This window comes from Erythrobacter sp. 3-20A1M (assembly GCF_018636735.1).
GTDB lineage: Bacteria > Pseudomonadota > Alphaproteobacteria > Sphingomonadales > Sphingomonadaceae > Alteriqipengyuania.
In genome coordinates this window covers 1,590,366-1,613,780 of the sequence record NZ_CP045200.1, presented here as the reverse complement: position 1 = coordinate 1,613,780, position 23,415 = coordinate 1,590,366, and the positions used below count along the sequence as shown (strand labels likewise).

Here is a 23,415-nt window from a genome sequence, read left to right as displayed (position 1 = left end):
CGCCAAGAGATTTCGAAAGTCTCGGGGCTGTTTCGAAGGAGGAAGACAATTTCCGAGTGGCCTTGTCGATTTCACCTGTATTCGGCTAGTCTGGCTTGAATTTTGTTTTCCGACAAATCCAGGCTGAGGACCACACCCTTGCCCAATGCGCCTCTTATCTGGATTCCTTATTGCGGCATGGGACCGGGGCCGGGCGACTGGCTAAGCCGCTGGAATTTCGACCCGCTTCTCGGGCTTGGATTGCTGGCGGGCTTATTCGCCTGGCGGCAATGGGGCGCGCACCACGAGCGAAGGTCGGCCTTCGCCGCGAGCGCGGTTGCCGCAGGACTGTTTTTCAGCCCGTTCTGCGCCCTTGGATCGGCCTTATTCACGGTGCGGGTCATCCACGACGTCATTCTCGCGGCAATGCTCGCGCCCTTGATCATGCGCGCTTTTGCATTACAACGCCGGCACATTCCAGGATCCGTCACGCTTTGGACAGCTGCCCACGCGGCCATCTTTCTTGGTTGGCACGCGCCGACGCTGTACGAAGCTGCGATGAATTCCAGCCCGGTGTTCTGGGTCATGCAGTTCACGATCACGGGAAGCGCGGCGGTCTGGTGGAGCAGAGTTCTGCGAGCGCCGCCTACGAAAGCGGTGGGAGCGCTGCTTGCGGCGATGCTGGCGATGGGGCTCTTGGGAGCGATCCTGACCTTCGCCCTGGTTCCGCTTTACGCGCCGCATTTTTTGACGACCGCTGCCTGGGGACTGACTCCGCTCGAAGACCAGCAACTGGCCGGGGTCATCATGTGGGCACCCGCCTCGCTCATCTACCTGATCGCGGCACTCGGCATTCTCTTCCGATCGTTGTGGCCCGAGCCGGTCAGATGATCGGGCAGCTCCGCACCTGGGCCGAGCGTTATCGCGGGCGCGGCAAATTCACCCCGGTGGGAGTGACGTTTCACTGGGTGATGGCCGGGGTAGTACTGTACCAGCTGATTTCCGGTTGGGCGATGCAGCGCTATCTCGCGGGGCCAGACAAGCTTGAGGCGTACCGTCTACATTCGGAGATCGGCCTCACATTACTTTTCTTCGGGGCGCTGCGACTGCTCTGGCGGTTGATGGTGCCGGGTCCGATCAACGATGCCGACGACGCCGGATGGCGATCGAAGGTCGCTTACGCCACGGAAGGCGTATTCTATGCCCTGTTCGTGATCCTTCCCCTCTCGGGCTGGACGCTGTGGTCGGCGATCCAGCCCGCCCGCCCTCTGTCGCTTCTAGGACTCGTACCGGTTCCGCCCATGCCCTTTCAGGACTTTTCACCGGAACTGCAGTACCGGGTTCTCGATATCGCAGAAGATGTGCACGTCGGCGCGGTTATCTTGCTGGCTCTTTTGGTGCCTCTGCATACGTTCGCGGCGCTGAAGCACCATTTCTGGGATCGCGATGACGTTCTCGAGGGCATGTTACCGGAGGTGCCGGATACAAACTGGCACCCGGGAGGGCCGAACTATAGCCGGCCAGGCGCGCCCTCTCTTCCTCCGTCAAAAGCTGGCTGAGTTGCAGCATTGTCAGGTTGCCATACCGCTTTCCGGTCGCCCAGGCGTCCAGCTGCGCTCGGAGGTAGGGGGCGGGCTGGGCCGCAAGGGCAGGATTGCCTGCGCCCGCACCAGCACCATCATCACCATGGCAGCTCGCGCACGAAGCAATGCCGCGTGTCGGATCGCCAAGCTCGTACAGGGCTTGGGCCGCGCAATCGCCGGGGTTGGGAGCGCTGCCCGCTCCTGTGGGTATCGGAAGGTTCGCATAATAGGAGGCAAGCTTTTGCCGCGCCGGCCAGTCGAGGCGGCGTGCAATCCACGCCATCTGGGCGTGTCGCCGCTGACCTCGCGCGAAGGAGTCCAGCTCACGCACGAAATAGCCCTGATCGAGGCCAGCCAGGCGTGGCGCACGATTGCCGTCTCCTTCGCCTCGAAGACCGTGGCACGAAATGCACGCGCCGCGGGGTCCCGCATCGCCGCCACTCAGCGCAATGAGTTTGCCGGTTTGCTCGAAGCGATCCAGTCCAGGCTCAATTGGGCCACAGCCGGTCAGAACCGCAAGCGCCGCAACCATGATAGCAGGACGAATGGCCATCATCCTCCTTTTCGCACTACACGTGAGGCCAATTACAGCCTCCGAGCGATGGGGGGCGCCGGAACGAGGCCGGGGGGGCGAGCGATCGGAGTGGTCATGGCGCTGACGCTATGCGCGCTGCTAGCCGCTTGCAAGCAGCCACCGGACTCTCGCTACGCACCGGACCCGGCGGCCGCACAGCGCGGCCTTGTGGCAATGAAGCAGGTGGGGTGCGCATCGTGTCACGAGATACCGGGCATTGGCTGGCCCACCGGGCGCACCGGGCCATCGTTGTCTGGTTTCGACGATTTCGGTTTGATTGCGGGCTCCGTGCCGAACACCCCCGGGAACCTCTCCGCCTTCGTGCGCAATGCGCCACGGGTAAAGCCGGGTTCGACCATGCCGGCTATGCCCTTGAGCGAAAAGGAGGCTCGCGACGTGGCGGCGTACCTCTATGGTCTCGACGATGAGTGAAGGAAGTGATGTCTTCGATGCCTGGTGGGGCTGGCCGCCGCCGGTCCTCGACCCTGCCGGTCCCTATGGCGACAGCGTGGTGATTCTTGCCTGGGTGCTGATTGGCATGGGGGTGCTCGTCACCGCCATAGTCGTTGCGGCACTCTATATCGCGATCAAGGGGCCAGAGACGCTCAAAGCGGCGCTTGGCGGCGAGCGCGCGGTTTGGATAGGCGGTATTGCTTTCCCGGGCGTCGTGCTGACCGCGCTACTCATCTGGGGTTTGACTTTGACCGCCTCGCTGACCGACGACGTCACCGGCGATGAAATGCGCGTCCGCGTAACCGGCTACATGTGGTGGTTCGACGTCGAATATCTCGATCGCGCCGGGAACGTGACCATGCGCGATGCGAACGAATTGCACCTGCCCGTCGGCGAACCAGTTGTCCTAGAACTGACCAGCGGAGACGTGATCCACAGTTTCTGGGTGCCCAACCTGTCGGGCAAACGGGACATGATCCCCGGACGCACCAACCTGCTGCGCATCCAGGCGGACCAGGCAGGCCGCTACGGCGGGGTGTGCGCCGAGTACTGCGGCGGCCAGCATGCGCTGATGGGTTTCGTTACCGTAGCCCACGAACGAGCCGAATGGGACCGCTGGCGGCGACTACGCGCGGCGCCCACGCCGCGCGCCATCGACCAAGACGTGCCGGGTGAGATGCCGGCCTTGGCGCGCGATGAGCGCACGGACCCGAGCGGGCCGGTGTCGGGGAGACAAGTGTTCATGCAAAGCGGGTGCGCCGCTTGCCACCGCGTGGCCGGCACCGAGGCCAACGGCCTTGCCGGTCCCGACCTCACGCATGTGGGAAGCCGCCTATCGCTGGGCGCGGGCATCCTGCCCAACAATCGCGGGACGATGATGGGGTGGATCGGCGACAGCCAGGCGATCAAGCCGGGTAACCGCATGCCCAGCTACGACATGCTGTCGGCCCAGGAGCTCGAAGCGGTGGCGATCTGGCTTGAGCAGCAGAAATGAGCGGCAAGCCGCTGCAGGAGACACGCAGCGCCATGGAAGGGCGCAGGTCCGAGACCGGTTTCGACCACGATCTCTACCGGCGTTTCCCTACCCATCGCCCTCGTCCCGACGGCGAGGTCGAGGAACTCGAGCGCATCTGGGCCAATCCGAAGGGTTGGGGCCTGCTGACGGTCGTCAACAACAACTACATCGGCTTTTTCTACGTCGCCACCGCATTCCTCTTTTTCCTGCTCGCCGGCGTGCTGGCGCTTGGTATGCGCGTGCAACTGGCCGCGCCGATGCAGGATTTCCTGCCGCCGGAAACGTACAACCAGTTCTTCACCATGCACGGCACGGTGATGATGTTCCTGTTCGCGGTGCCCATGGTGGAGGCGATCGGGATCATGCTGCTGCCGCAGATGCTGGCCGCGCGCGACCTGCCATTCCCCCGCCTGTCGGCTTATGCTTTCTGGGCTTATTTCGTGGGCGGCCTGTGCTTCTTCGCCAGCCTGTTCGTGGGCTTGGCGCCCGACGGCGGTTGGTTCATGTATCCGCCGTTGACCAGTATCGCCTATTCGCCGGGGATCAACACCGATTTCTGGCTGCTCGGGATTGGCTTCATCGAGATTAGCGCGATTGCGGGAGCGATCGAGATCATAGTCGGCGTCCTGCGTACCCGCGCCCCGGGCATGACGCTCGACCGCATGCCAATGTTCGCCTGGGCCATGCTGGTGTTCGCGGTGATGATCGTCATCGCCTTCCCCAGCGTCATCCTCGGCACGCTGTTGCTCGAGCTGGAGCGCGCATTCAATTGGCCGTTCTTCGATCCGACGCGCGGTGGCGATCCGCTACTGTGGCAACACCTGTTCTGGTTCTTCGGCCATCCGGAGGTGTATATCATCTTCCTGCCCGCCGCGGGGCTGATGAGCATGATGGTCGCGACCGTGGCGCGGACAGAGCTGGTCGGCTACCGGCTCAATGTGCTCGCCCTGGTGGCGACCGGTTTCATCAGTTTTGGTGTTTGGGCCCACCACATGTTCGCCACCGGCATGCCGCGTGTCTCCACCGGCTATTTCAGCGCGGCGAGCATGGCGGTCAGTCTGCCGGCCGGCATCCAGGTGTTCTGCTGGATCGCGACTCTGGCTTCGGGAAAAATTCGCTGGACGACCCCGGCGCTGTTCGTCGTCGGCAGCATCGTCGTCTTTGTCATGGGCGGGCTCACCGGAGTGATGGTGGGCATGGTCCCGTTCGACTGGCAGGCGCACGACACCTATTTCATCGTCGCGCATCTGCATTACGTACTGCTGGGCGGGATGGTTTTTCCCATGTTCGCGGCGTTCTATTACTGGAACGGGATGACTTCGAAGAACCCACTGTCCGAGCGGCTCGGCAGATGGGTGTTCTGGCTGATGTTCACAGGTCTCCACATCACCTTCCTGCCGATGCATCTGACGGGCTTCATGGGCATGCCGCGCCGGGTCTATACCTACCTGCCCGATCGCGGACTCGACCTCCTCAACCTGGTGTCGACCATGGGAGCATTTACCATCGCCGCGGGTGTGGGTCTTTTTCTGATCGATCTGGCACGCAATTTCCGTTTCACCACCGATGCCGACGCGGGCAATGTCTATGGCGGCGGCACGCTCGAATGGCTGCCCACCGGCATGTATTCGACGCGCTCCATCCCGCTGGTGCGCAGCCGCGAGCCGCTGTGGGACGATCCCGCCATCTGCGCGGACGTTGAGGAAGGCCGCTATTTCCTCCCCAACAGCGTCACGGGCTTGCGCGAGACGATCATCACCTCGCCGATCAACGCCGAGCCGCAATATCTCCAGCTTATGCCCGGGCCGTCGCCTTATCCGGTGGGAGCAGCGGTGTTCACCGCTTCCTTTTTCCTGTCGTTGACCATCCAGGCCTATGCATTCGCAGCCTTCAGCGGCATCGTCGCGGTCGCTTGCGTTCTGCGCTGGCTCTGGGAGACTGATCGTCCGATTCAACAGGACACCGCCGATATCGGCGCGGGCATTGCCGTTCCGATTGCCATTACCGGGCCTTCGAGCCATGGCTGGTGGGCGCTGAACACGCTGATGGTGGTGATGGGCATGATCGCGTTCATGGGCCTGTTCAGCTATCTTTATCTTTTCGGCATTCATCCGGAAGTCTGGAGAGCCGCGCCCGCGGGGGCGGAGACGGGCGGAATAGCCGCGCTGCTGGCCGCGGGTTTGGGCTTGGCGCGGCTGTCTCGCCGCACTCTCGCGTCAAAGCCGGCGGGACAGTTTCCGGGCCAAGGGCCCTGGCTCCTGGCGGCCGCGAGCGCCTTGCTTCTTGCCGGCGCGATTTGGTGGGATTGGATGGGATGGACGGCCAGTGGGCTTGGTCCCACGGTCAGCGGCCAAGGCGCGACGATTTTCGCGTTACTCGCGTATCAGGGCTGTACCGCCGCGATCGGCATGCTCATGGCGCTCTACCTCGGCTATCGGAGCGGGAAAGGTCTTCTCGTCGCACCCGACAGCGTCACTCTCGATGTGGTCGTGCGTTTTCTCCAATATGCCGCGCTTCAGGGTCTCGTCCTCGCGCTCCCGGTTCGCCTTTTCCCCGGAGCCTGATGCCATGTCGACCGACTATCGCAACCGCACCGACTGGCTCACGCCGCTGCTCGCGCTTTCGGTTTGGGCCGCGCATTTTTCGCTCCTCTGGGCGGCGAGCAGCATCTTTCCCGGGCAACTCACGGCGCGCTGGATCGCCGCCGCGCTCACGGCGATTGCCGGAGGTATTATCTATCTACTTTGGAGACAGGCCCAAAGTCGCGCGTTGACCTCGGCGCCGGGATTGGGACTGGCGATCGCGACGCTGGGCATTGCCTTCGATTTCGCACCAGCGCTTCTCGCGTGACGTGGCAAAGCGAGGATCGAGTTGCCACGCGCCGGCAATTGCGTTCGGTTTGCCCGTCAGGTGGGCATCGCCTCTTCCAGCATCAGCAACAAGAGAAAGCCGACGAAGAACATCGATGTGACCAAGGGGCCTTCGGGTCCCTCGTGCGCTTCCACCAGCAGTTCCTCGGTAACCAGATAGAGCAGCGCAATGAGTCCGAAGGCGAACAGGCCCGTCAGAACGGATGTGGGCAGGCCAGCGGCGGCGATCCCGGCGAGGGTCCCCAGCGGCAGAAGCAGTCCGACGGCGGCCACTGTCAGCAGCAGTTTGCCGGTGCGCCAGCCCCGCGCGGCAAGGCCGAGAGCAAGCGCGACACCGATGAACAGGACCTCGAGGGATAACGCAATTGTGAGCAGCAGACCAGTTTGCAGCGCGGCAGTAAAGCCGATTCCCAGCACCAGTCCGTCAATGAAGAGATCGACCCCGATGAGCGTCGTCAGCGCCAGCGGCCCCTCGAACTTTTCGCCGATGCGCTTGATCGCCAGCATGAGCACGACGCCGAGCGCTCCGCCGACCAGAACTGCGACGGGCGAGCCGGTATGCTTGAGGTCCGGGAGAATTTCGCCCGCCGCCGCCGCAAAGACGACCCCCGCCGCCAGGTGTTGAACGCCTGCGGTAAAGGCAGGACCGGGCCGGCGCCAACTCGCGTAGGCGGCCCCCGCAATCACGGCGACGAGCGGCATAAGGGTGTAGAGGAGCGCCTGCATTCGCTAAGACCCGTTTTTCCAGGCTGTGCCGCCTGACAAGCCACCGCCGCGCTTGCCCTCGCACGAAATCTTCAGGCGCGGACCGCCCGTCTGTTCGTTTCGCTTGTGCGACGATTGCACAGCCATGGGAAGAGCGCGCCTCCGCCGTCCGCCTCCACTTCGCCCCATTCCCCGGCTAAAGCAAATCATGCCTGGTGGGACCAATTCAGAACGGCCATCTTGCGGACCGTCATATCCGCCATCGTATAGCCTATCCCGCCGGTCCCCAGCCCCGATTGCTTCAGCCCCGCAAATGGCATCCAGTCCACCCGGAAAGCCGTGTGATCGTTCACCAAGACCGTCGATCCTGCCAACATCTCGATACAGCGCTTTGCCACCGACATCCGATTGGTGAAAACGGCGGCCTGAAACGCGTATGGGATACCATTCGCCTGCGCGATCGCGTCATCCAGGTCGTTGTAACCGTACAGACAGATCACGGGACCGAATATCTCCTGACGTGATACCTTGGCTTCCGAAGGAGGATTTACGATCACGGTCGGTTCAAACATCGTGTCGCCGAGGCGGCGGCCACCCGCCGAAAGCGTCCCACCACCTTTTACCGCTTCCGCGACCCAGCTTTCGACACGGTCAACTTCGGCCGGCCGGATGAGCGGGCCGCATTCAGTGCGAAGGTCCGCGGGATCGCTCCCGATCAAGCTGGCAACGCGCCGTCCAAGCTGGTCCTCGAAGTCCGCGAGTTCGTCGGTGGGCACGAACACGCGCTGAACCGATACGCAGACTTGTCCCGAATGGTAGAATCCGCCTTTGAGCAACGAAGCGATCACGGATTTGCATTCGACGTCACGGTCCACGATGACGGGTGCCGCTCCGCCATGTTCCAGGGCTACACGCGTTCCGGGGGCAAGTTTCGAGCGAAGCGTCCAGCCGACGTTCGCTGACCCGATAAAGGAAACGAATGCCATCCGTCGATCGGTCACCATCTTCTCGGCAGTCTGGTTCGCACAGGGAGCAAACCGGCACCAGGCCTCGGGCAAACCCGCTTCATGAAGAATGTTCACGAAGCTTCGGCATGACAAGGGCGTTTCCAACGCGGGCTTGATGAGGACAGGACAGCCTGCCGCGACCGCGGGTCCCACCTGATGGACGATCAGGTTGAGAGGGTGATTGAAAGCGGAGATTGCAACGACAGGAGCGATCGGCTCGCAGAACGTGTACGCCGTCCTTCCCGCACCGGCCTGAGTAAGATCCATGGGGATCTCGCGGCCACCATTATCGAACAGCGCCTGAACGCACAGTTCGAGGCTGTTGATCGCGCGCTCGGTTTCCACACGGGCATCGACCAGGGGCTTGCCGCCCTCCCTGACGATTTGGAGAGCCAGTTCTTCGCTCGTTCGCGCATAATATCCGCCGCCCGCCGAAGAATGGCGATCCGCTCATGCACGGCAATCCAGCCATGACGGTTGCGGTGGAGCAACTGCGCTTTATTCAGCCATTCATCGATTTGAGGCCAGTCGACAAGCGCTACTTCTGCAATCGGCGAGCGGTCGAACGGATTGTGAACGATTGTCTTCATAGCTCGCACACCTTCGCGCCAAGTTCGTCGATCAGCACCTTCTTGTTTTCGGAATAGTCGATTGGCAAGTCGACAAGGTGCACGCCGCCAGCCTCGAATGCGGCGTTCAGGACCGAAACCAGATCCGCGCTTCGCTCGACATGGTGGCCGGTCGCTCCATAGCTTTGTGCGTAGGTGACAAAGTCAGGATTGGAAAAGGTCAGGCCATAGTCGGGAAAGCCGAGTTGGTCCTGCTTCCACCGGATCATGCCGTATGCCGCATCGTTCAGGACGAGCACGACGAGGTTCAGGCCCAGCCTGACGGCCGTTTCCAGCTCCTGCGAGTTCATCATGAACCCGCCATCCCCGCACACCGCGAGAACTCTTCGCCCGGGCGACAGCATCGCCGCCATCATGGCGGATGGAAGGCCTGCGCCCATCGTCGCCAATGCATTGTCGAGAAGGATGGTGCCCGGTTCATTCGCGATGTAGTTTCGAGCAAACCAGATCTTGTAGATGCCGTTGTCGAGCGCAACGATATCATCGCGCGCCATCACGCTGCGTACGTCGGCAACCACGCGTTGGGGGACCATCGGAAAACGTTCGTCGTCGCTGGTCTCGGAGATGTGCGAAGCAATTTCGTGATGCAGGGCAGTGTAATAGCTGCGATCACACAGCAGCTTGCCATCTAGGCGATTTCCTAATCGCTCGATCGATCCGGCGATGTCGCCGATGACCTCCAACTGCGGGAAGTAGACCTGATCGACTTCCGCCGCCTTGTAATTGATATGAATGACGGTGTGACCGTCCGGCTCCATGAAGAAGGGCGGCTTTTCGACCACGTCGTGACCGACATTGACGATGAGATCGGCCTTTTCGATCGCGCAGTGGACGTAATCGCCCGACGATAGAGCCGCGGTGCCTAGATAGAGGTCGCTATCTTCATCGACGACGCCTTTACCCATCTGAGTGTCGAAGAAGGGAAAGCCGGTTTCTGCCACAAATCGCCGCAGCGCCTTCGAAGCGCATCGGCGGTTAGCGCCCGCGCCTATCAATAGCAGAGGCCGTTCGGCGGCTAGGATGCGCTTTGCCGCTTCATCAAGCACTTCGTCTCCGGCGACAGCATAACGCCGATCGTGGGGTGGTATAATCGGTTCGATCGTATCTTCCTCAGCAATGTCCTCGGGCAACTCCAGCAGAACGGCGCCAGGTCGCTCCTCTTGGGCCAGGCGAAACCCCTCGCGGACCAGCGAAGGAATACGGTTCCCGTTCACGATCTGCGTTGATGCCTTGCACAGAGGGCTGAACAGCGAAACCACATCCACGATCTGGAATTGTGCCTGCTTCGACGTCTTGATTGGTTTCTGCCCGGTGATGATGATGAGGGGGAAAGCCCCGAGCGCCGCATAAGCGGCAGGTGTGGTAAGGTTTGTCGCACCAGGCCCGAGGGTCGCGAGGCAAACGCCCGCCTTGCCGGTTAGCCGCCCATATGTCGCAGCCATGAAGCCCGCACCTTGTTCGTGGCGGGTGACCACCAGTTGAATCGAGGATGTACGGAGGGATTCCAGCAAATCGAGATTCTCCTCGCCCGGAACGGCGAAAATGTACTCGACCCCCTCGGCCTCGAGCGCAGCGACGAAGAGGTCAGAGGCTTTCATGGGTTATCTTCCTCGCTGAATAGGCGATCTGGCGGGACGCCACGCCCGAAAGACCGCGGACGAACGGTCGAAAGGACGCTGATCCCGACCGCGGGACGAGGGTGACTATTGCTCCGACCTTGCCCGTCAGGGGAATGACCCTGACGGCCATGAACGAACGACGATGGAGTTTGGCCATCAGATGGTTTTCATACGAAAAAAGGTGACAACTTCGGCGGTCACCGATGGAGACGGATGACCCAAAGAGTTGGAGGCTTCAGGCGACAAAACAGCCTCCAGTCCCTCGGCGAGCAGGATCAAGCCAGCAAGGCTGGCGATCAGGACTGCAAGACCACGCCCAACCCTGGGGGCGGCGGCGGATTTCGTTGGGACTACAAGACCGAAAGCACCGACCAGGAGAAACCCCGCCTCGAAGGCGAACAACGCCGGCACCACCTCGGTGGGGAGCAATTCGAGCAAGGAATATGTTCCGAGCGCGCCGCCTAGAAACAGAATTGAAGCAACCGCGAAGTTGAGATCAAGCTTCCCCCTGGCGCCGATTCGGGTTGCGGAAGTGTCTGGAAGCCCTAGCCATAAAACTGCCCACGCCATGGCAAGGCCGATTGCAATTTTTAGTTCGACGTCGCGCGACGCGAGGGCGGCGGTTCCAAAAATGATACCACCGGCGAGTGCCAGCGCTGCGGTTCGAAAGTTCTTGCGCCAGCCATATTGCCGATCCGTAGGCCCCTCGTTCGGCATACGGTTCCGAGTGAGCCATTTTGATGGATCCAAACCAAGACACGCGGCGAAGCTCAGTCCTCCCGCCACCATGGCCAGAGTTTCCGGCGGTCCGAGGGCCTTCTCGCTGGCGAGTTCGAAAAGAAGAATAAGAGCGAGACCCAGGGCAAACCCTGCCGACAGAAAGGCGGCCAGATCCCCGGCAGGCTGCGACAACCGAAGGCCGCGGACGCACAGAACGGTCGCCCCTGCAATCACTGCCATGAGGATGGCTACGGTCAGGACGTGCGAAAGTCCTTCGGAAGCGATAATCAGATCGACCAAGGTCATGCAAGGAGCGCCGTTTCGCAGCGACGCCGCGCCGTAGCTTCATGTCGGCAAGTCGCAACGGCCCGGATACACTTGGGATGGCTTAACGTCGCGACGGGCCTGGGTGAAAACCTCCCAATCACCGCCCATCGCTCTGGTGGGTCGTTCCTTTCTCGTCATGCTTGTCGGAATGCGCATCCCGGAGGATATCGATCCCACCGTATAACGCGATGCCGGCGACCGCGACGCCCACCAAGAGATCGGGCCAGTTCGCGCCCGTGATCATCACAATGATACCGGCAATGATAATGCCGCCGTTGGAGATGAAATCGTTGAAGCTGAATGTGGTCGCGGCGCGCAGGTTGACATCCTTGTCCTGCATTTTCTGCAGCAGGCGGAGGCAATAGAGGTTCACGATCCCTGCTATAGCCGCCATCGCGATCATCAGGATGCCGCCGGGATCGGATCCCTCCAGGTAACGCCGGACAGCGTCGGCAACGACGCCGCCGGCGAATATCAGGAGCATGATACCCGAAAAACGCGCGGCGCCGCGCTTCCAGCTTCCCGACCGCGACAACGCAAGGAGGCTGAGGCCGTAGACGATGGCATCCGAAGAATTATCGAGACCATTGGCGAGTAGTGCGTTCGAGTCCGCAAAATAGCCGCCAACGAAGAATCCAACCGCGATCGCGACGTTGAGCCACAGCACGATCCACAATGTCCGGCGCTTATCCGCCGAAGCCAGGTCGAATTCTGATTTACCGGTCATCGTGCTGCCCCTGTTAGCTCCGTAGCCAAACCTTGGCGCTTGTTCGCTCCTCGCGTTCGAAAAAGCGCATCTCTGCAGAAGGGAATAGGGGATTCGACAGCTTGGTTCCCCACTCCTCCCATCTCTTGTCGCCGACGACCGCGATCCGCCCAAAGCTGTCCTTATGTTTCACGTCGAACTTCAGATCGCGCCACAGCCCGCCCAGATCCCAACCGGCAAAGTCGTCATCCAATTCTATCAGCATCGGAAGGCGCCCCGCCTCGCGCGCGGCTGCTTCTTCGAACGCGGGCACGAAGCGATCGTAATCCGCCAGGGTGAGTTTGCCGCCCGCTCTGATGACAAGGATGCGGTCTTCTTCGGTTAGTTCCAACATATTCAAACCTCACAGGCTGTTTGACTTTTCCTTTTCAGACACCGGATGGGCGGTGTCGCGGCCCATCACGATAGGCAAGCAGTCGGAGCGCGTTAAACACCACGACCAGGGTCGAACCTTCGTGCATCGCGACCGCGGGACCGATTCCGAGGCCGAGGATGGTCGCCGGCACCAGCACGGCGACCACGCCGAGGCTTACGTAGACGTTCTGCCGAATGATGGATTTCGTGCGCCTGCTGAGGCCTACCGCGAACGGGAGATGCGCCAGGTCGTCGGCCATCAGTGCGACATCAGCTGTTTCCAGTGCGACATCCGAACCGGCGGCGCCCATCGCGATGCCGACGGTGGCGTTCGCCATGGCGGGGGCGTCGTTCACGCCGTCGCCGACCATCGCGACCCTCGTGGTGTCCCGGATGGCCTTGATGACATCGACCTTGTCTTCGGGGAGGAGATCGCCGCGGGCCTCATCGATGCCAACCTCGGTGGCGACCGCTTCGGCGACCCGCTGGTGGTCGCCCGAGATCATGATCATGCGCCTGATGCCGAGCGCGCGCAATCGCGCCAGAGCATCCCTGGCGGGTCTCCGCGGCGTGTCCATCAGACCGATCGCGCCGAGGTCGCGCCTGCCCATGCGCACGGCCACGCTTGTCTGACCGGCCTGCCGCAGCCGCTCGATGGCCTGGGTCATCTCCGCGGACAACGGAGCAAGGCCGTCGGCTCCGAACATCTCCGCCTTGCCGATGATGACATCCTCACCATCAATCTTCGCCGAAACACCCCGGCCGGTCAGGCTTTCAAGTCCTGCAGCGCGCGGGATGGGCCTATCGCCCACGCGCTCGCGACCGTGCTCCGCGATTGCTCGCGCAAGCGGGTGATCGCTCAGGCTTTCGACGGCGACCGCAACCGCCATCAACTCCTCCTTGGTCACGCCCGCTGCGGGCACGATCTCCTGAATGCGTGGCTCTCCCATGGTCAGCGTGCCGGTCTTGTCGAACGCGATGACGTCGAGCGATCCCAGCAGTTCGAGGGGGGCGCCTCCCTTGATCAGCACGCCGCCCCGTGCGCCGCGCGCGATTCCTGAAAGGACCGCGCTGGGCGTGGCGATCGCCAGTGCGCAGGGACTGGCCGCAACCAGCACGGCCATCGCCCGGTAGAAGCTGTCGCGAAACGGCTCGTCGACGACCACCCAGGCGAACAGGAGCAGCACCGCGAGCGCCAGCACAGCAGGCACGAAAATTCGCTCGAAACGATCGGTGAAGCGCTGCGTCGGAGACTTTCGCGTGTTAGCCTCGCTAACCATCTTCACCACTTTGGCGAGTGTCGTCTCGCTCGAGAGGCGGGTCACTTCGATCTCGATCAGGCCGCTGCCGTTGATGGTCCCGGCGAAGACGCGATAGGTGGCATCGAGCCGGTCGGGATCTGCGCGCGCGGTCTCGTCGTTCATCACGAAGCGCTTGTCGACTGGCATGCTTTCCCCTGTTACCGGGGCCTGGTTAATCGCGGTGACGCCCTTCACGATGAACCCGTCCGAGGGAACCCGCTCGTCGGGCCTGACCACGACGATCGCGCCGACCGCCAGCTCATCGACGGGAACTTCGCGCAATTCGCCATCTTCACCGCGCATAGTGGCAGTTTTTGGAGCGAGCTCGGCAAGCGCCTCGATCGCGCGTTTCGCGCGGCCCATGGCGTAGTGTTCGAGCGCATGGCCAAGGCTGAACAGGAACAGCAGGAGGGCGCCTTCGGCGAACGCGCCGAGCGCAGCGGCCCCCCCAGCCGCGACGAGCATCAGTGTGTCGATCTCAAACTTGCGCTGTTTCAGGTTGTCGACCGCTTCGCGCACGGTGAAGAAACCGCCGAAGAAATAGGCCGCGACGTAAAGCGCGGTCGGCAACCACACGGGCGCATCAGCTACGAGCTTGTCGATGGCGAAGCCGATTGCGAGCAGGCCGCCGCAGATGAGCGCAAATATCAGTTCCGAGTTCGCGCCGAGCGCACCGCCATGCGCGTGATTGTGATCGTGCTTGTCGTGGCCCCGATCGGACGGCGGCGCGCCGGCGGCGCCGCTTTCGGGCGCGGGAGATTGAGTGATGGTCTGTGGCGGTATCATGATCGAACCTTACGAGCTTTGCGCAAGGACACCCGCGAAGGCTCCGTCTTAAGTGGAGCCGAGCACCGTCGCGTCCGGGGCGAACGCGTCGCATCGAGCCATGCCCCGCTCCCAGACCGGTGGAATAGGGCGTGAGGGCTAAAGGAGGCCACGCATTTACTTGCGGTCTGGCGTTGGCTCATTCAGGCCTCGCGTTTGCGGGAATGATCGGCGGCGAACAGGATTTCCACCGCCTCCAGAGTGATGAGCCCGATGCCGTGCATATCCGCGAGTTGCGGGACGAACTCGCGCAGCCGGTCTTCGCGGTCGACGAGTTCGATGACCATCGGCGGATTATCGCCAATGCCCAGCGAGTAGTGCCGATGCACCGCCGAACCCGATGCGAAGCCGAGCCGACCGCGTAGCACGGTCGCCCCGGCAAGGCCCGCCTGTCGCGCCCTGCCGACGACGACATGCACAGCTTCTTCGTCGCCGTGCATCGCCGCCTCGTCGGTGTAAATCCGCATCAGCATGGATTTGATCTGCGTCATCGATGCTCTCCTTCAATCTACACTCAGCAAAAGACGATCACACTGCGCCCCGTCGCCGCCAGCGCGCGAGAGGACCGAAAGCCGGCAGCGTGGGCATCCATTTGCGCAGATCCCATCGCGCTCCCCCGTCGCCCTGTCGTGCGAGGATCAGGCGGGTTATCGCCGGAAGCACGAACAGGGTCAGAATCGTGGCCGTGACCAGCCCACCGATCACGACGATCGCGAGCGGCTTCTGCACTTCAGCCCCGGTTCCCGTTGCGATCGCCATCGGCACAAAGCCGAGCGACGGCACTATCGCGGTCATCAGCACCGCCCGGAATCGCTCCACGGCTCCGCCATAGATCGAGTCGTCGAGCGTCATCCCTTCGCGCAATCGGCCCTGCATGCTCGTCATCATTACGAGCCCATTGAGCACCGCCACACCGGCAAGGACGATGAATCCCACCGCCACCGAGATCGAAAACGGAAGTCCGGTCAACGCCAGCGAGAATATCCCACCGGCGATCCCGAGCGGAACCGTAACGAAAACGGCGGTAGCCATGCGTAGGTTGCCGAGTGCCATGACCAGGAGACCGAAAATCACCAGACCCACCACTGGAACGACGATGCCTATGCGCGCTTGCGCAGCTTGGAGGTTTTCATACTGTCCGCCCCATTCGAGGTAGGCGCCGGACGGCAATTGCACCTGTTGGGCAATCTTCTCTTTCGCTTCAGCCACGACCGAGCTGACATCTCGTCCGCGCACGTTGAGCTGAACCACAACCCGTCGTTTGCCGTTTTCGCGGCTGATCTGGTTTAGCCCTTCAACCTCGCTCAGGCTGGCGAGCGATCGCAACGGTACCGAGGCGCGCTCTCCCGCTCCGTTCTCCGGCAGCATGACGGGCAGGGCTCCGATGGCATCGAGATCGTTGCGCACGTCGTCGGGCAGTCGCACAACGATGTCGAACCGACGGTCGCCCTGGAACACGAGGCCGCTCTCCGCTCCGCCGAGCGCGGCCGATACCGTTGCGGCAACTTCGTCCACTGTCAGACCGTGCGCGGCAATCGCGGGACGGTCAAATTGGATATCGAGGGTTGGAAAGCCCTCGGTTTGCTCCACGGAAACTTCGGTTGCGCCCTTGATGCCCGAGAAGACCCCGGCAAGTTCGTTCGCGGTAGCGGTCAGTTGCTCCAGATCGTCGCCGAATATCTTGACCGCGATGTCACCGCGAACCCCGGCGATCAATTCGTTGAAGCGCATCTCGATCGGCTGACTGAACTGGAAATCGCTGCCAATCCGCTTGGAAATGGCCTTCTCCATTTCAGCGATGAGTTCAGGCTTTGACAAATCAGGATCCGGCCATTCGTCGCGGGGCTTAAGGATCACGAACGCATCGGAAATATTCGGCGGCATCGGGTCGCTCGCAACTTCGGCCGTTCCAGTCTTCGAATAGATGTAATCGACCTGAGGAAACTGGCTGACGGTCCGCTCAATGCCCTGCTGCATCTCCAGCGACTGTGCGAGCGACGTTGAGGGAATGCGGATCGACTGGATCGACAGATCCTGCTCGTCGAGCTGGGGCATGAATTCGCTGCCAATGAAGCCGAACACTACGAGCGAAAATGCGAAAACGCCGAAACCTGCCAAAGCGGTCCGCTTCGGCCAGTCCAGGGCCTTGCGCAACGCCGGCTCGTACTTCTCCCGCAGCCAGCCGACCGCGCGCACTTCCTTTTCCGCGACCTTTCCCCGGATGAGCAGCGCAAGCAGTGCCGGCACGAGCGTCAAGGAAATGACGAATGCCGAGAGAAGCGCCAGCATCACGGTGATGGCCATGGGCGAAAACGTCTTGCCTTCGACACCCTGGAACGTGAGCAAGGGCACGAAGACCAGCAGGATGATCGCTTGTCCAAACAAAGACGGTCGGATCATTTCTCGGGTCGACGCGATGACCTCTTCGAGGCGCTCGCCGAGCGCGAGCACGCGACCTTCCTCGTGCTGGCGTTCGCTGATGCGCCGGAGGAAATTCTCCACGATGATCACGCTACCATCAACGATCAGGCCGAAATCGAGCGCCCCCAGACTCATCAGATTGCCCGAGACACCGACCCGGTTCATCCCGATTGCCATCATCAGGAACGACAGGGGAATGACGAGCGCGGTGATCAGCGCCGCACGAAAGTTGCCGAGCAGCAGAAAAAGCGACGCGATGACCAGAAGCGCACCCTCGGTCAGGTTCTTTTCGACCGTCGCGATCGTCGCATTGACAAGCTTCGACCGGTCGAGAACGATGTCGAGTTCGACGTCCGGCGGCATTGTCTGCGCGAGTTCGGCGAGGCGATCGCCAGCAGCGGCCGCGACCGCACGGCTGTTCTCGCCCAGCAACATCAAGGTGGTACCGACGACCGCCTCTTCCCCGTCCTTGGATGCTGCGCCGGTACGCAAATCGCCGCCGTTTTTGACGGTGGCGACATCGCGTACGCGCACGGGGATGCCTTCGCGCCGCGCTATGATTGCGTCCTCGATTTCGTCAATCGTGCGGAAGCGGGCATCGGAGCGAACGAGGAAGGCCTCACCACCGCGCTGGACGTAATTGGCCCCGACCGAGAGATTGATACTTTCCAGCGCGCTCGCCAACTCGTCGAAGCCAATGCCGAATGAAGCAAGCCGTGCAGACGACGGAGTTACCACAAATTGGCGGGCATAGCCCCCGATCGAATCGACGCCTGCGACGCCATCGACGTTGCGCATTTGCGGCGCGATGACCCAGTCTTGCAGCGTTCGCAGGTAGGCCGAACGCGAGACTTCATCGGTTAGGCGTTCGCCTTCGGGCGTAAGATACGATCCATCGGCTTGCCAGCCTGGCCCGCTACGCTGCTTGCCGGGTGTTGGGTCAGCGTAGCTCACGGTCCACATCAGAACCTCGCCCAGGCCCGTCGAGACCGGTCCCATTGAAGGCTCCGCCGTGGCCGGCAGATTGTTGCGCACCGTGGTGAGGCGCTCGGCGACCTGCTGGCGCGCGAAATAGACGTCGGTGCTGTCGCTGAAGATCGCGGTGACTTGCGAGAAGCCGTTGCGAGAAATCGAGCGAGTCGACTCCAGCCCCGGAATACCGGCCAGTGAGACCTCGACGGGGTAGGTGACCAGGCGCTCGACATCGAGCGGCGACAGCGTCGGATCGACCGTATTGATCTGGACTTGGTTATTGGTGATGTCCGGTACCGCGTCGATCGGCAGATTGAGGAGATTGATAGTACCCCAGATCGCGACCGCCGCCGTTACGAACAGAACGAGGATGCGGTTGCGGACCGACATCTCGACTAGACTGGAAATCATCTTGGCAACTCCGGCTCAATCTGGATCAATGTTCTGCTTCGCCGCGTCCGAGCTCTGCCTTGAGCAGGAACGCCTTGCGGCCCGCGATGCGCGTGCCGGCGGCAAGCCCACCAAGAATCTCCACCCTTTCCGAAGTGCGCGCGCCGATCTGCACGGGTTGGACCTTGAAGCCGTTGGCGGTCCGGACGAACACGACATCGCGGCCGTCCACCGATTGCACGGCCTCGGCCGGCACCACCAAGGCACCGCCTGTTCCTTCCGGTGTGCGACTTTCGATCCGCACTCTTACATACTCTCCTGGGAGGAGGCCTGCGCCGGAGGCGGGAGCGAGGACGACGGTGGCCGAGCGGTTCTCGACATCGGCGGTTGGCGTCACGCTGAGAACCCGCGCAGAGATCTCACCTCCGGGCGCTTCGACGCGGGCGGATGCTCCGATCAGTATACGCCTGGCATCCTCGGCAGGAACCGCAGCCTCGATCTGAACGCTGTTGGCGTTCGCAATGCGGTAGAGCTCGTCTTGGGCCGTCACGTACGAACCGAGGACTACTGGGGCGCCCGTCACCCTGCCCGCAATCGGAGAACGTACGGCAATGGTGCGGCCCGACGCATTTGCTGCCGCCGCGGCCTGCCTTGCCCGCGATACCTCGGCGAGGGCTTGCTGGTATTCAGCCCGAACCGTCTCAAGATCAGCACGCGCCGTTACCTGCTCATCAAAGAGCTTTTGTTCACGTTCGAGCCTCGTCCGCGCGAGTTCGGCGCGAGCCTGCGCCGAGGTAACATCGGCAGATATCGCCGCCGCTTCCCGGCTGTCGATCGTGGCTACGGTCTCGCCGCGGCGAACAGGGTCGCCCAGCCTTTTCGCAATACGTGCGACCCGCCCCTCCGCGCCCGCGCTTAGCACGGCTTGGCCTTGCGGCGATGTGGCGACGCTACCTTGAGCGATGATTTCGGCACCGAGCGAACTCGCGCTTGCCGCTACTATGTCAAGCTGGGAAGCCTTGATCTGCTCATCGGTAAGCTCAACAATCCCCTCGGCTGCATGATTTTCTTCCGAGCCTTCGGTCGCTACTGCGTCCGAGCTCTCGGTCCCGTCGCCTCCCCCCCACAACCAGAGAACTGCGATTAGAATAAGCACGGCTCCCACCAGCGCTACGATCAGATTTCTGCGGTTCATTTTTTGAAGACTCCTAGAGCGCTGAAAGACGGATGAGACGCGCCGCGGCCTGTCCGCGGGTCTCCTGCGCGTCGATCAGCGCGTTACGGATGGCATCGCGCGCTTCGGCGGCGCTAAGAACTTCGATAAGCGGAAACCGACCTGCCCGGTATCCGATGCGAACCAGGCGCAAGGCCTCTTCAGCCTGCGGAAGCGATGTGTTCGACAAAGTGTCGACGCGTGCTTCAGCGGCCAGGAATTCGGCGCGCGCCTGCGCGACTTCCTGCCGGAAATCGGCTCGAACGATAGCTTCGCGCGCAGTAGCCGCCTGCAGCCGCGCTTGGGCGGCGGCTATGTTCCCCTGGTTACGGTCCCGGAACGGGAGCGGGATGGCCACGCCGACGAGGAAGGCGTTGTCCTTGCTCTCGGAGAACCGGCGGACGCCGGCGGATATGACCGGGTCCGGCACGCGCAGCGACTGCTCGCGAGCAATCGCTGCTTCTGCGGCTGCGGACTCCGCCCGCGCGACTTGTAGCCGCAGGGTGTCCTCGCTTGCGACAAGCCCCGCGGGTGGTTCGATGTGCGGAATGTCGGGAGGAACGGAAGGAAGTGTTTCGGACGCGCTCCACAGCGATCCGAGAGCCGCGCGCGCCGCAATACTCGCGGCTTCGGCGGCCTGCAGTTCGGCTTCGGCCTCCGCTAGCGCCGCCTTCGCGCGAAGGGCCCGCAAAGGCGGCTCGCGCCCTGTCTCGACTAGCAAATCGGCTATGCGGGTTAGTTCGCGATTGCGACCAACGATATCCTGGGCCAGCTCGACCCTCGCGGCGGCGGCGGCGGCACTGACGTAGCGCTCCCGCACAGAAAAGCCCAGTTCCGCTAACGATAGATCGCCTCTGAGCGAGGTGACACGCGCTTCGGCTTCCGCGGCCCGAACGCGCGCACTCCGCTTCCCTCCCAGCTCAATGCGCTGGCCGACGGCTAACGTGTATTCTGTCGCCCGGAGACCCGAAAATGCACCGGTTCCGGCTATATTTTCAGCCTCGAACGATATTTCGGGGTTCGGGCGTAGTCGCGCTTGCCCGACCAAGGCTTCGGCCGCTTCCGTATCGGCGCGCGGTCCAATTATACGGGGATTAAGCTCAGGACCTTGTCTCTGCTGATCCAAATCCTCCGAGGCCCCCGCACGGACCATCGCGTCCTCCAACGTCAGGAGATCTTGCTCCTGCGCCGCCACGGTCGTGGCTTGAGCGGCGAGGAACAGCCCTCCAAGGAGGACCCCTCGCCAATGAATGGCTGACATTTTTCGAAAATTCCTCTGCTGACGATCCGAACTGCACTGCGGCATGCAGCGCGGTGACGGTCGTCAGGCGCGAGGGGGGCGCTTCAGTCGCTCGGTAATGTTCGAAGCAAGCGTCTCGGCAGGAGGCGCATCGGGAACCACCACCGAGTGAGGGACCGAACCCTTCTGCACAGAGCCGGCAAAGCTCGCCCCGTGATGACAATGGCCGTGTCCACACACGCCGTGTTGCTCGACCGGCGCATCCGAATCGCCTGGATCTTCGTCGGCGGCTGCGGATGACGCAGACGCGCTATCGAGCGAAGCCAGAATAGGCGTGCTTCCGGGCGCCACCTCGGCGCCGCAAGCAGCAGCATCCGCCGCCGTCACGAACACCATCGCGACCAGCAGGAGCAGGACGACGAAAGGGTGCAGGACAAGGCGACGATAGCTTGTAGTCATGGATCCCGACGGCCCCTAGCAGACCGGATCAAGAATGCAAGCTCCGTAAGACAATGAAGTATAAGGCGCTTGTTACAGTATAACAGTCCTCGAATACTGTTTCGGTCTTAAAAATTGGGACGATCAGGCCGCGCGAAGCTCGGGATGCGGATGCTCGCAGCGATGAACTTCGATCGTGACGTGCACATATTCTGCATGCTCTGAAAGTCGGCTGGCATAATTGTCGGGCGCGAGCGGATCATCGGCGATGAGCGAGGCGATGACTGCATACTTGCCAGGACCGATCCGCCAGATGTGCAGATCGCCGATCGCGGCGTCCCGGTCCTCGAGCGCCTCGCGCACCTCTGTGTACCGTTCAGAGGCCGCTTCGGCGTCGACAAGCACGGCAGCGGTATCGCGCAGCAGTGACCATGACCAGCGCCCGATCACGAATGCACCCACCAGCCCCATTGCCGCGTCCATCCATGCCCAGCCGAGGTACATGCCGGCGAGAAGGGCCACGATAGCCAGGACCGAAGTCAGGGCATCGGCAAGCACGTGGAAATAGGCGGAGCGCAGATTGTTATCGGCATGCGCATGGTCGTGGTGATGATGATGGTCGTGATCATGCCCGTGGTGATGATCGGCACCAAGCAGCCAGGCACTCGCGAGGTTCACCACGAGGCCGAGCACGGCGATCCAGATAGCCTCGGTATAGGCAATCGTGAGCGGACTGACGAACCTTTGAGCCGATTCAACCGCGATCCCGATTGCGAAGATGGCGAGGACAAGCGCGCTCGCGAAGCCGGCGAGGTCGCCCACCTTGCCGGTACCGAATGTGAAACGCGGGTTGTTCGCATGGCGCTTGGCAAACCAGTAGGCGAAGGCCGCGACGCCCAAGGCACCTGCATGGGTCGCCATGTGGATACCATCGGCGAGAAGCGCCATCGATCCGGTCCACAGGCCAGCGACGATTTCGACCACCATCATCGCGGCGGTCAAGGCAACGACATAACGCGTGCGCCGCTCATGGGCGTCGTGCGAGGCGCTCAGGAAGTTGTGATCATGGGCGAGCGGATTGGAGCTGGAATGGTGCATTGGTCGATGATTAGACCGTCGAAAAGAAGATAGAAATATGCGTAGCTTCTAAGACCGCCGCAATGATAAGCGAAGAATTGCTGGATGCTGCTAAGCTCTATCGCGCTTCCGGCGCGTTACCGTTGGGATACTGCCGCGCGATAGCAACGGCTTGGCGAAGCTGCTCGGGCGGCAGAGCCCCGGCGACCAGGTAAGGCCCGACAAACATAGCCGGTGTGCCGCTTATCCCGAGCATCCCAGCCTGTCGGTCCGCTCGCGCAAGCGCTGCATCGATTTCCTTGCCATGGGATTTGAGGTCGCTTTCCAGACGCTGCCAGTCGACGCCCGCCTGATCTGCTGCGGCACGGATTTTCTCGGAACTAAGCTTGCCCTGGATTTGCATGAGCGCATCGTCGAAGGCCTGGTCCTTCCCCTGATATTTCGCCGCAAGTGCGCGGCGCGCCGCTTCGATGGAAGGCTGGCCGAAAATCGCCCAGTCCTTGAACACGATACGGACATTGCCGTCTTCCATGGCGAGAGCTGTCAGACGCGGGTGCATCTGGCGGCAGAACGGGCACTGGTAATCGGTAAATACCACCAGGGTCAGATCGTATGATTGAGGCTCGATCCGCCGGGCCGCCGGATCTTCGGCGAGCTCCGCGATCATGGCATTGCGCGCTTTGGCAAAGGCCTCCTCGCCCGTCTCCTGCTGGGCCGTTGCCGGTACCGCGACCGCCATGGAAACACCGGCGGCTAAGAGAAAATTCAATAGAAGCGGGCGCTTGTGCATCTGGTACTCTCCGAAGTCTTGGGTATTGGGTTCGTAGGATGATTGAGATATTCCAGGTGCAGCCCGGTTCTTAAGGGCGGCTTACGGCGCCCCTGATCGTTCAGGGCGAGCGAGCAAGGACCCGTCGCGAGACCCAAGCGAGCCTTG

At 62.2% G+C, this 23,415-nt stretch carries 20 protein-coding genes and 1 pseudogene; 6 read left to right on the top strand and 15 right to left on the bottom strand.

Translation table 11 applies throughout. The features are described 5' to 3' along the window. The first annotated feature begins 138 nt into the window (after positions 1 to 138). Together F7D01_RS07950 and F7D01_RS07945 are read left to right on the top strand one after the other, a co-directional pair. The gene (locus tag F7D01_RS07950) at positions 139 to 870 is read left to right on the top strand and encodes a cytochrome c oxidase assembly protein (RefSeq protein WP_251566641.1); all 732 of its coding nucleotides are present in this window, start codon (positions 139 to 141) and stop codon (positions 868 to 870) included. After that, positions 867 to 1,538, top strand: a complete 672-nt coding sequence (locus F7D01_RS07945) for a cytochrome b (protein ID WP_215227137.1) — start codon at positions 867 to 869, stop codon at positions 1,536 to 1,538. The genes F7D01_RS07950 and F7D01_RS07945 overlap by 4 nt, the downstream gene beginning before the upstream one ends. A 13-nt stretch (positions 1,539 to 1,551) precedes the next feature. Here the strand turns inward: F7D01_RS07945 and F7D01_RS15520 are convergent. Then, positions 1,552 to 1,920, bottom strand: a pseudogene (locus tag F7D01_RS15520) (cytochrome c); the annotation flags it as partial. On the opposite strand from F7D01_RS15520, the gene F7D01_RS15245 reads away from it, so the two are divergent. Genes F7D01_RS15245 through F7D01_RS07925 form a run of 4 tightly spaced genes read left to right on the top strand, consistent with a single transcriptional unit; the run spans position 1,852 to position 6,454 of the window. Beyond that, complete coding sequence (locus F7D01_RS15245) at positions 1,852 to 2,568, top strand: cytochrome c family protein (RefSeq protein ID WP_251566639.1); 717 nt, start codon at positions 1,852 to 1,854, stop codon at positions 2,566 to 2,568. The pseudogene F7D01_RS15520 and the gene F7D01_RS15245 sit on opposite strands and share 69 nt — an antisense overlap. Then, complete coding sequence (locus tag F7D01_RS07935; protein WP_215227135.1) at positions 2,561 to 3,583, top strand: c-type cytochrome; 1,023 nt, start codon at positions 2,561 to 2,563, stop codon at positions 3,581 to 3,583. The genes F7D01_RS15245 and F7D01_RS07935 overlap by 8 nt, the downstream gene beginning before the upstream one ends. After that, positions 3,580 to 6,168, top strand: a complete 2,589-nt coding sequence (locus F7D01_RS07930) for a cbb3-type cytochrome c oxidase subunit I (protein WP_251566637.1) — start codon at positions 3,580 to 3,582, stop codon at positions 6,166 to 6,168. Before F7D01_RS07935 ends, F7D01_RS07930 begins: the two co-directional genes overlap by 4 nt. A gap of 4 nt (positions 6,169 to 6,172) precedes the next feature. Then, on the top strand, positions 6,173 to 6,454 hold the full coding sequence (locus F7D01_RS07925) for a hypothetical protein (protein ID WP_215227134.1): 282 nt from the start codon (positions 6,173 to 6,175) through the stop codon (positions 6,452 to 6,454). A 56-nt stretch (positions 6,455 to 6,510) separates the two neighbouring features. On the opposite strand, the gene F7D01_RS07920 is transcribed toward F7D01_RS07925, so the two are convergent. From F7D01_RS07920 to F7D01_RS07855, 14 genes are all read right to left on the bottom strand, one after another. Continuing rightward, the gene (locus F7D01_RS07920) at positions 6,511 to 7,200 is read right to left on the bottom strand and encodes a ZIP family metal transporter (RefSeq protein ID WP_215227133.1); all 690 of its coding nucleotides are present in this window, start codon (positions 7,198 to 7,200) and stop codon (positions 6,511 to 6,513) included. Positions 7,201 to 7,385: 185 nt separating this feature from the next. After that, complete coding sequence (locus F7D01_RS07915; protein ID WP_251567254.1) at positions 7,386 to 8,546, bottom strand: aldehyde dehydrogenase family protein; 1,161 nt, start codon at positions 8,544 to 8,546, stop codon at positions 7,386 to 7,388. 226 nt (positions 8,547 to 8,772) lie between these two features. Then, positions 8,773 to 10,413 carry an acetolactate synthase large subunit gene (locus F7D01_RS07910; RefSeq protein WP_215227132.1) on the bottom strand — a complete coding sequence of 547 codons (1,641 nt, stop codon included), beginning with the start codon at positions 10,411 to 10,413 and terminating at the stop codon, positions 8,773 to 8,775. 177 nt (positions 10,414 to 10,590) lie between these two features. Next, on the bottom strand, positions 10,591 to 11,460 hold the full coding sequence (locus F7D01_RS07905) for a hypothetical protein (RefSeq protein ID WP_215227131.1): 870 nt from the start codon (positions 11,458 to 11,460) through the stop codon (positions 10,591 to 10,593). A 118-nt stretch (positions 11,461 to 11,578) separates the two neighbouring features. Further along, positions 11,579 to 12,208: a cation diffusion facilitator family transporter gene (locus F7D01_RS07900; protein ID WP_215227130.1), complete on the bottom strand. Its 630-nt coding sequence runs from the start codon at positions 12,206 to 12,208 to the stop codon at positions 11,579 to 11,581. A 13-nt stretch (positions 12,209 to 12,221) separates the two neighbouring features. Beyond that, positions 12,222 to 12,581 (bottom strand): STAS/SEC14 domain-containing protein, encoded by a 360-nt coding sequence (locus F7D01_RS07895; protein WP_215229723.1) that lies wholly within the window; start codon positions 12,579 to 12,581, stop codon positions 12,222 to 12,224. A gap of 34 nt (positions 12,582 to 12,615) precedes the next feature. Continuing rightward, the gene (locus F7D01_RS07890; protein ID WP_251566635.1) at positions 12,616 to 14,688 is read right to left on the bottom strand and encodes a heavy metal translocating P-type ATPase; all 2,073 of its coding nucleotides are present in this window, start codon (positions 14,686 to 14,688) and stop codon (positions 12,616 to 12,618) included. A 182-nt stretch (positions 14,689 to 14,870) separates the two neighbouring features. Continuing rightward, positions 14,871 to 15,218 (bottom strand): DUF190 domain-containing protein, encoded by a 348-nt coding sequence (locus tag F7D01_RS07885; RefSeq protein WP_215227129.1) that lies wholly within the window; start codon positions 15,216 to 15,218, stop codon positions 14,871 to 14,873. 37 nt (positions 15,219 to 15,255) lie between these two features. Continuing rightward, entirely contained in the window at positions 15,256 to 18,531 is a 3,276-nt protein-coding gene (locus tag F7D01_RS07880) for an efflux RND transporter permease subunit (RefSeq protein WP_215227128.1), read from the bottom strand. A 25-nt stretch (positions 18,532 to 18,556) separates the two neighbouring features. Then, positions 18,557 to 19,705 (bottom strand): efflux RND transporter periplasmic adaptor subunit, encoded by a 1,149-nt coding sequence (locus tag F7D01_RS07875; protein WP_215227127.1) that lies wholly within the window; start codon positions 19,703 to 19,705, stop codon positions 18,557 to 18,559. A gap of 13 nt (positions 19,706 to 19,718) precedes the next feature. Beyond that, a complete protein-coding gene (locus F7D01_RS07870) occupies positions 19,719 to 20,984 on the bottom strand; it encodes a TolC family protein (protein WP_215227126.1) in 1,266 nt (421 codons plus the stop codon). A gap of 63 nt (positions 20,985 to 21,047) precedes the next feature. Next, the gene (locus tag F7D01_RS07865) at positions 21,048 to 21,422 is read right to left on the bottom strand and encodes a hypothetical protein (RefSeq protein WP_215227125.1); all 375 of its coding nucleotides are present in this window, start codon (positions 21,420 to 21,422) and stop codon (positions 21,048 to 21,050) included. 123 nt (positions 21,423 to 21,545) lie between these two features. After that, positions 21,546 to 22,499 carry a CDF family Co(II)/Ni(II) efflux transporter DmeF gene (gene dmeF / locus F7D01_RS07860; protein ID WP_196847467.1) on the bottom strand — a complete coding sequence of 318 codons (954 nt, stop codon included), beginning with the start codon at positions 22,497 to 22,499 and terminating at the stop codon, positions 21,546 to 21,548. A gap of 97 nt (positions 22,500 to 22,596) precedes the next feature. Beyond that, a complete protein-coding gene (locus F7D01_RS07855) occupies positions 22,597 to 23,268 on the bottom strand; it encodes a DsbA family protein (RefSeq protein WP_119511755.1) in 672 nt (223 codons plus the stop codon). Between the last annotated feature and the right edge of the window lie 147 nt (positions 23,269 to 23,415).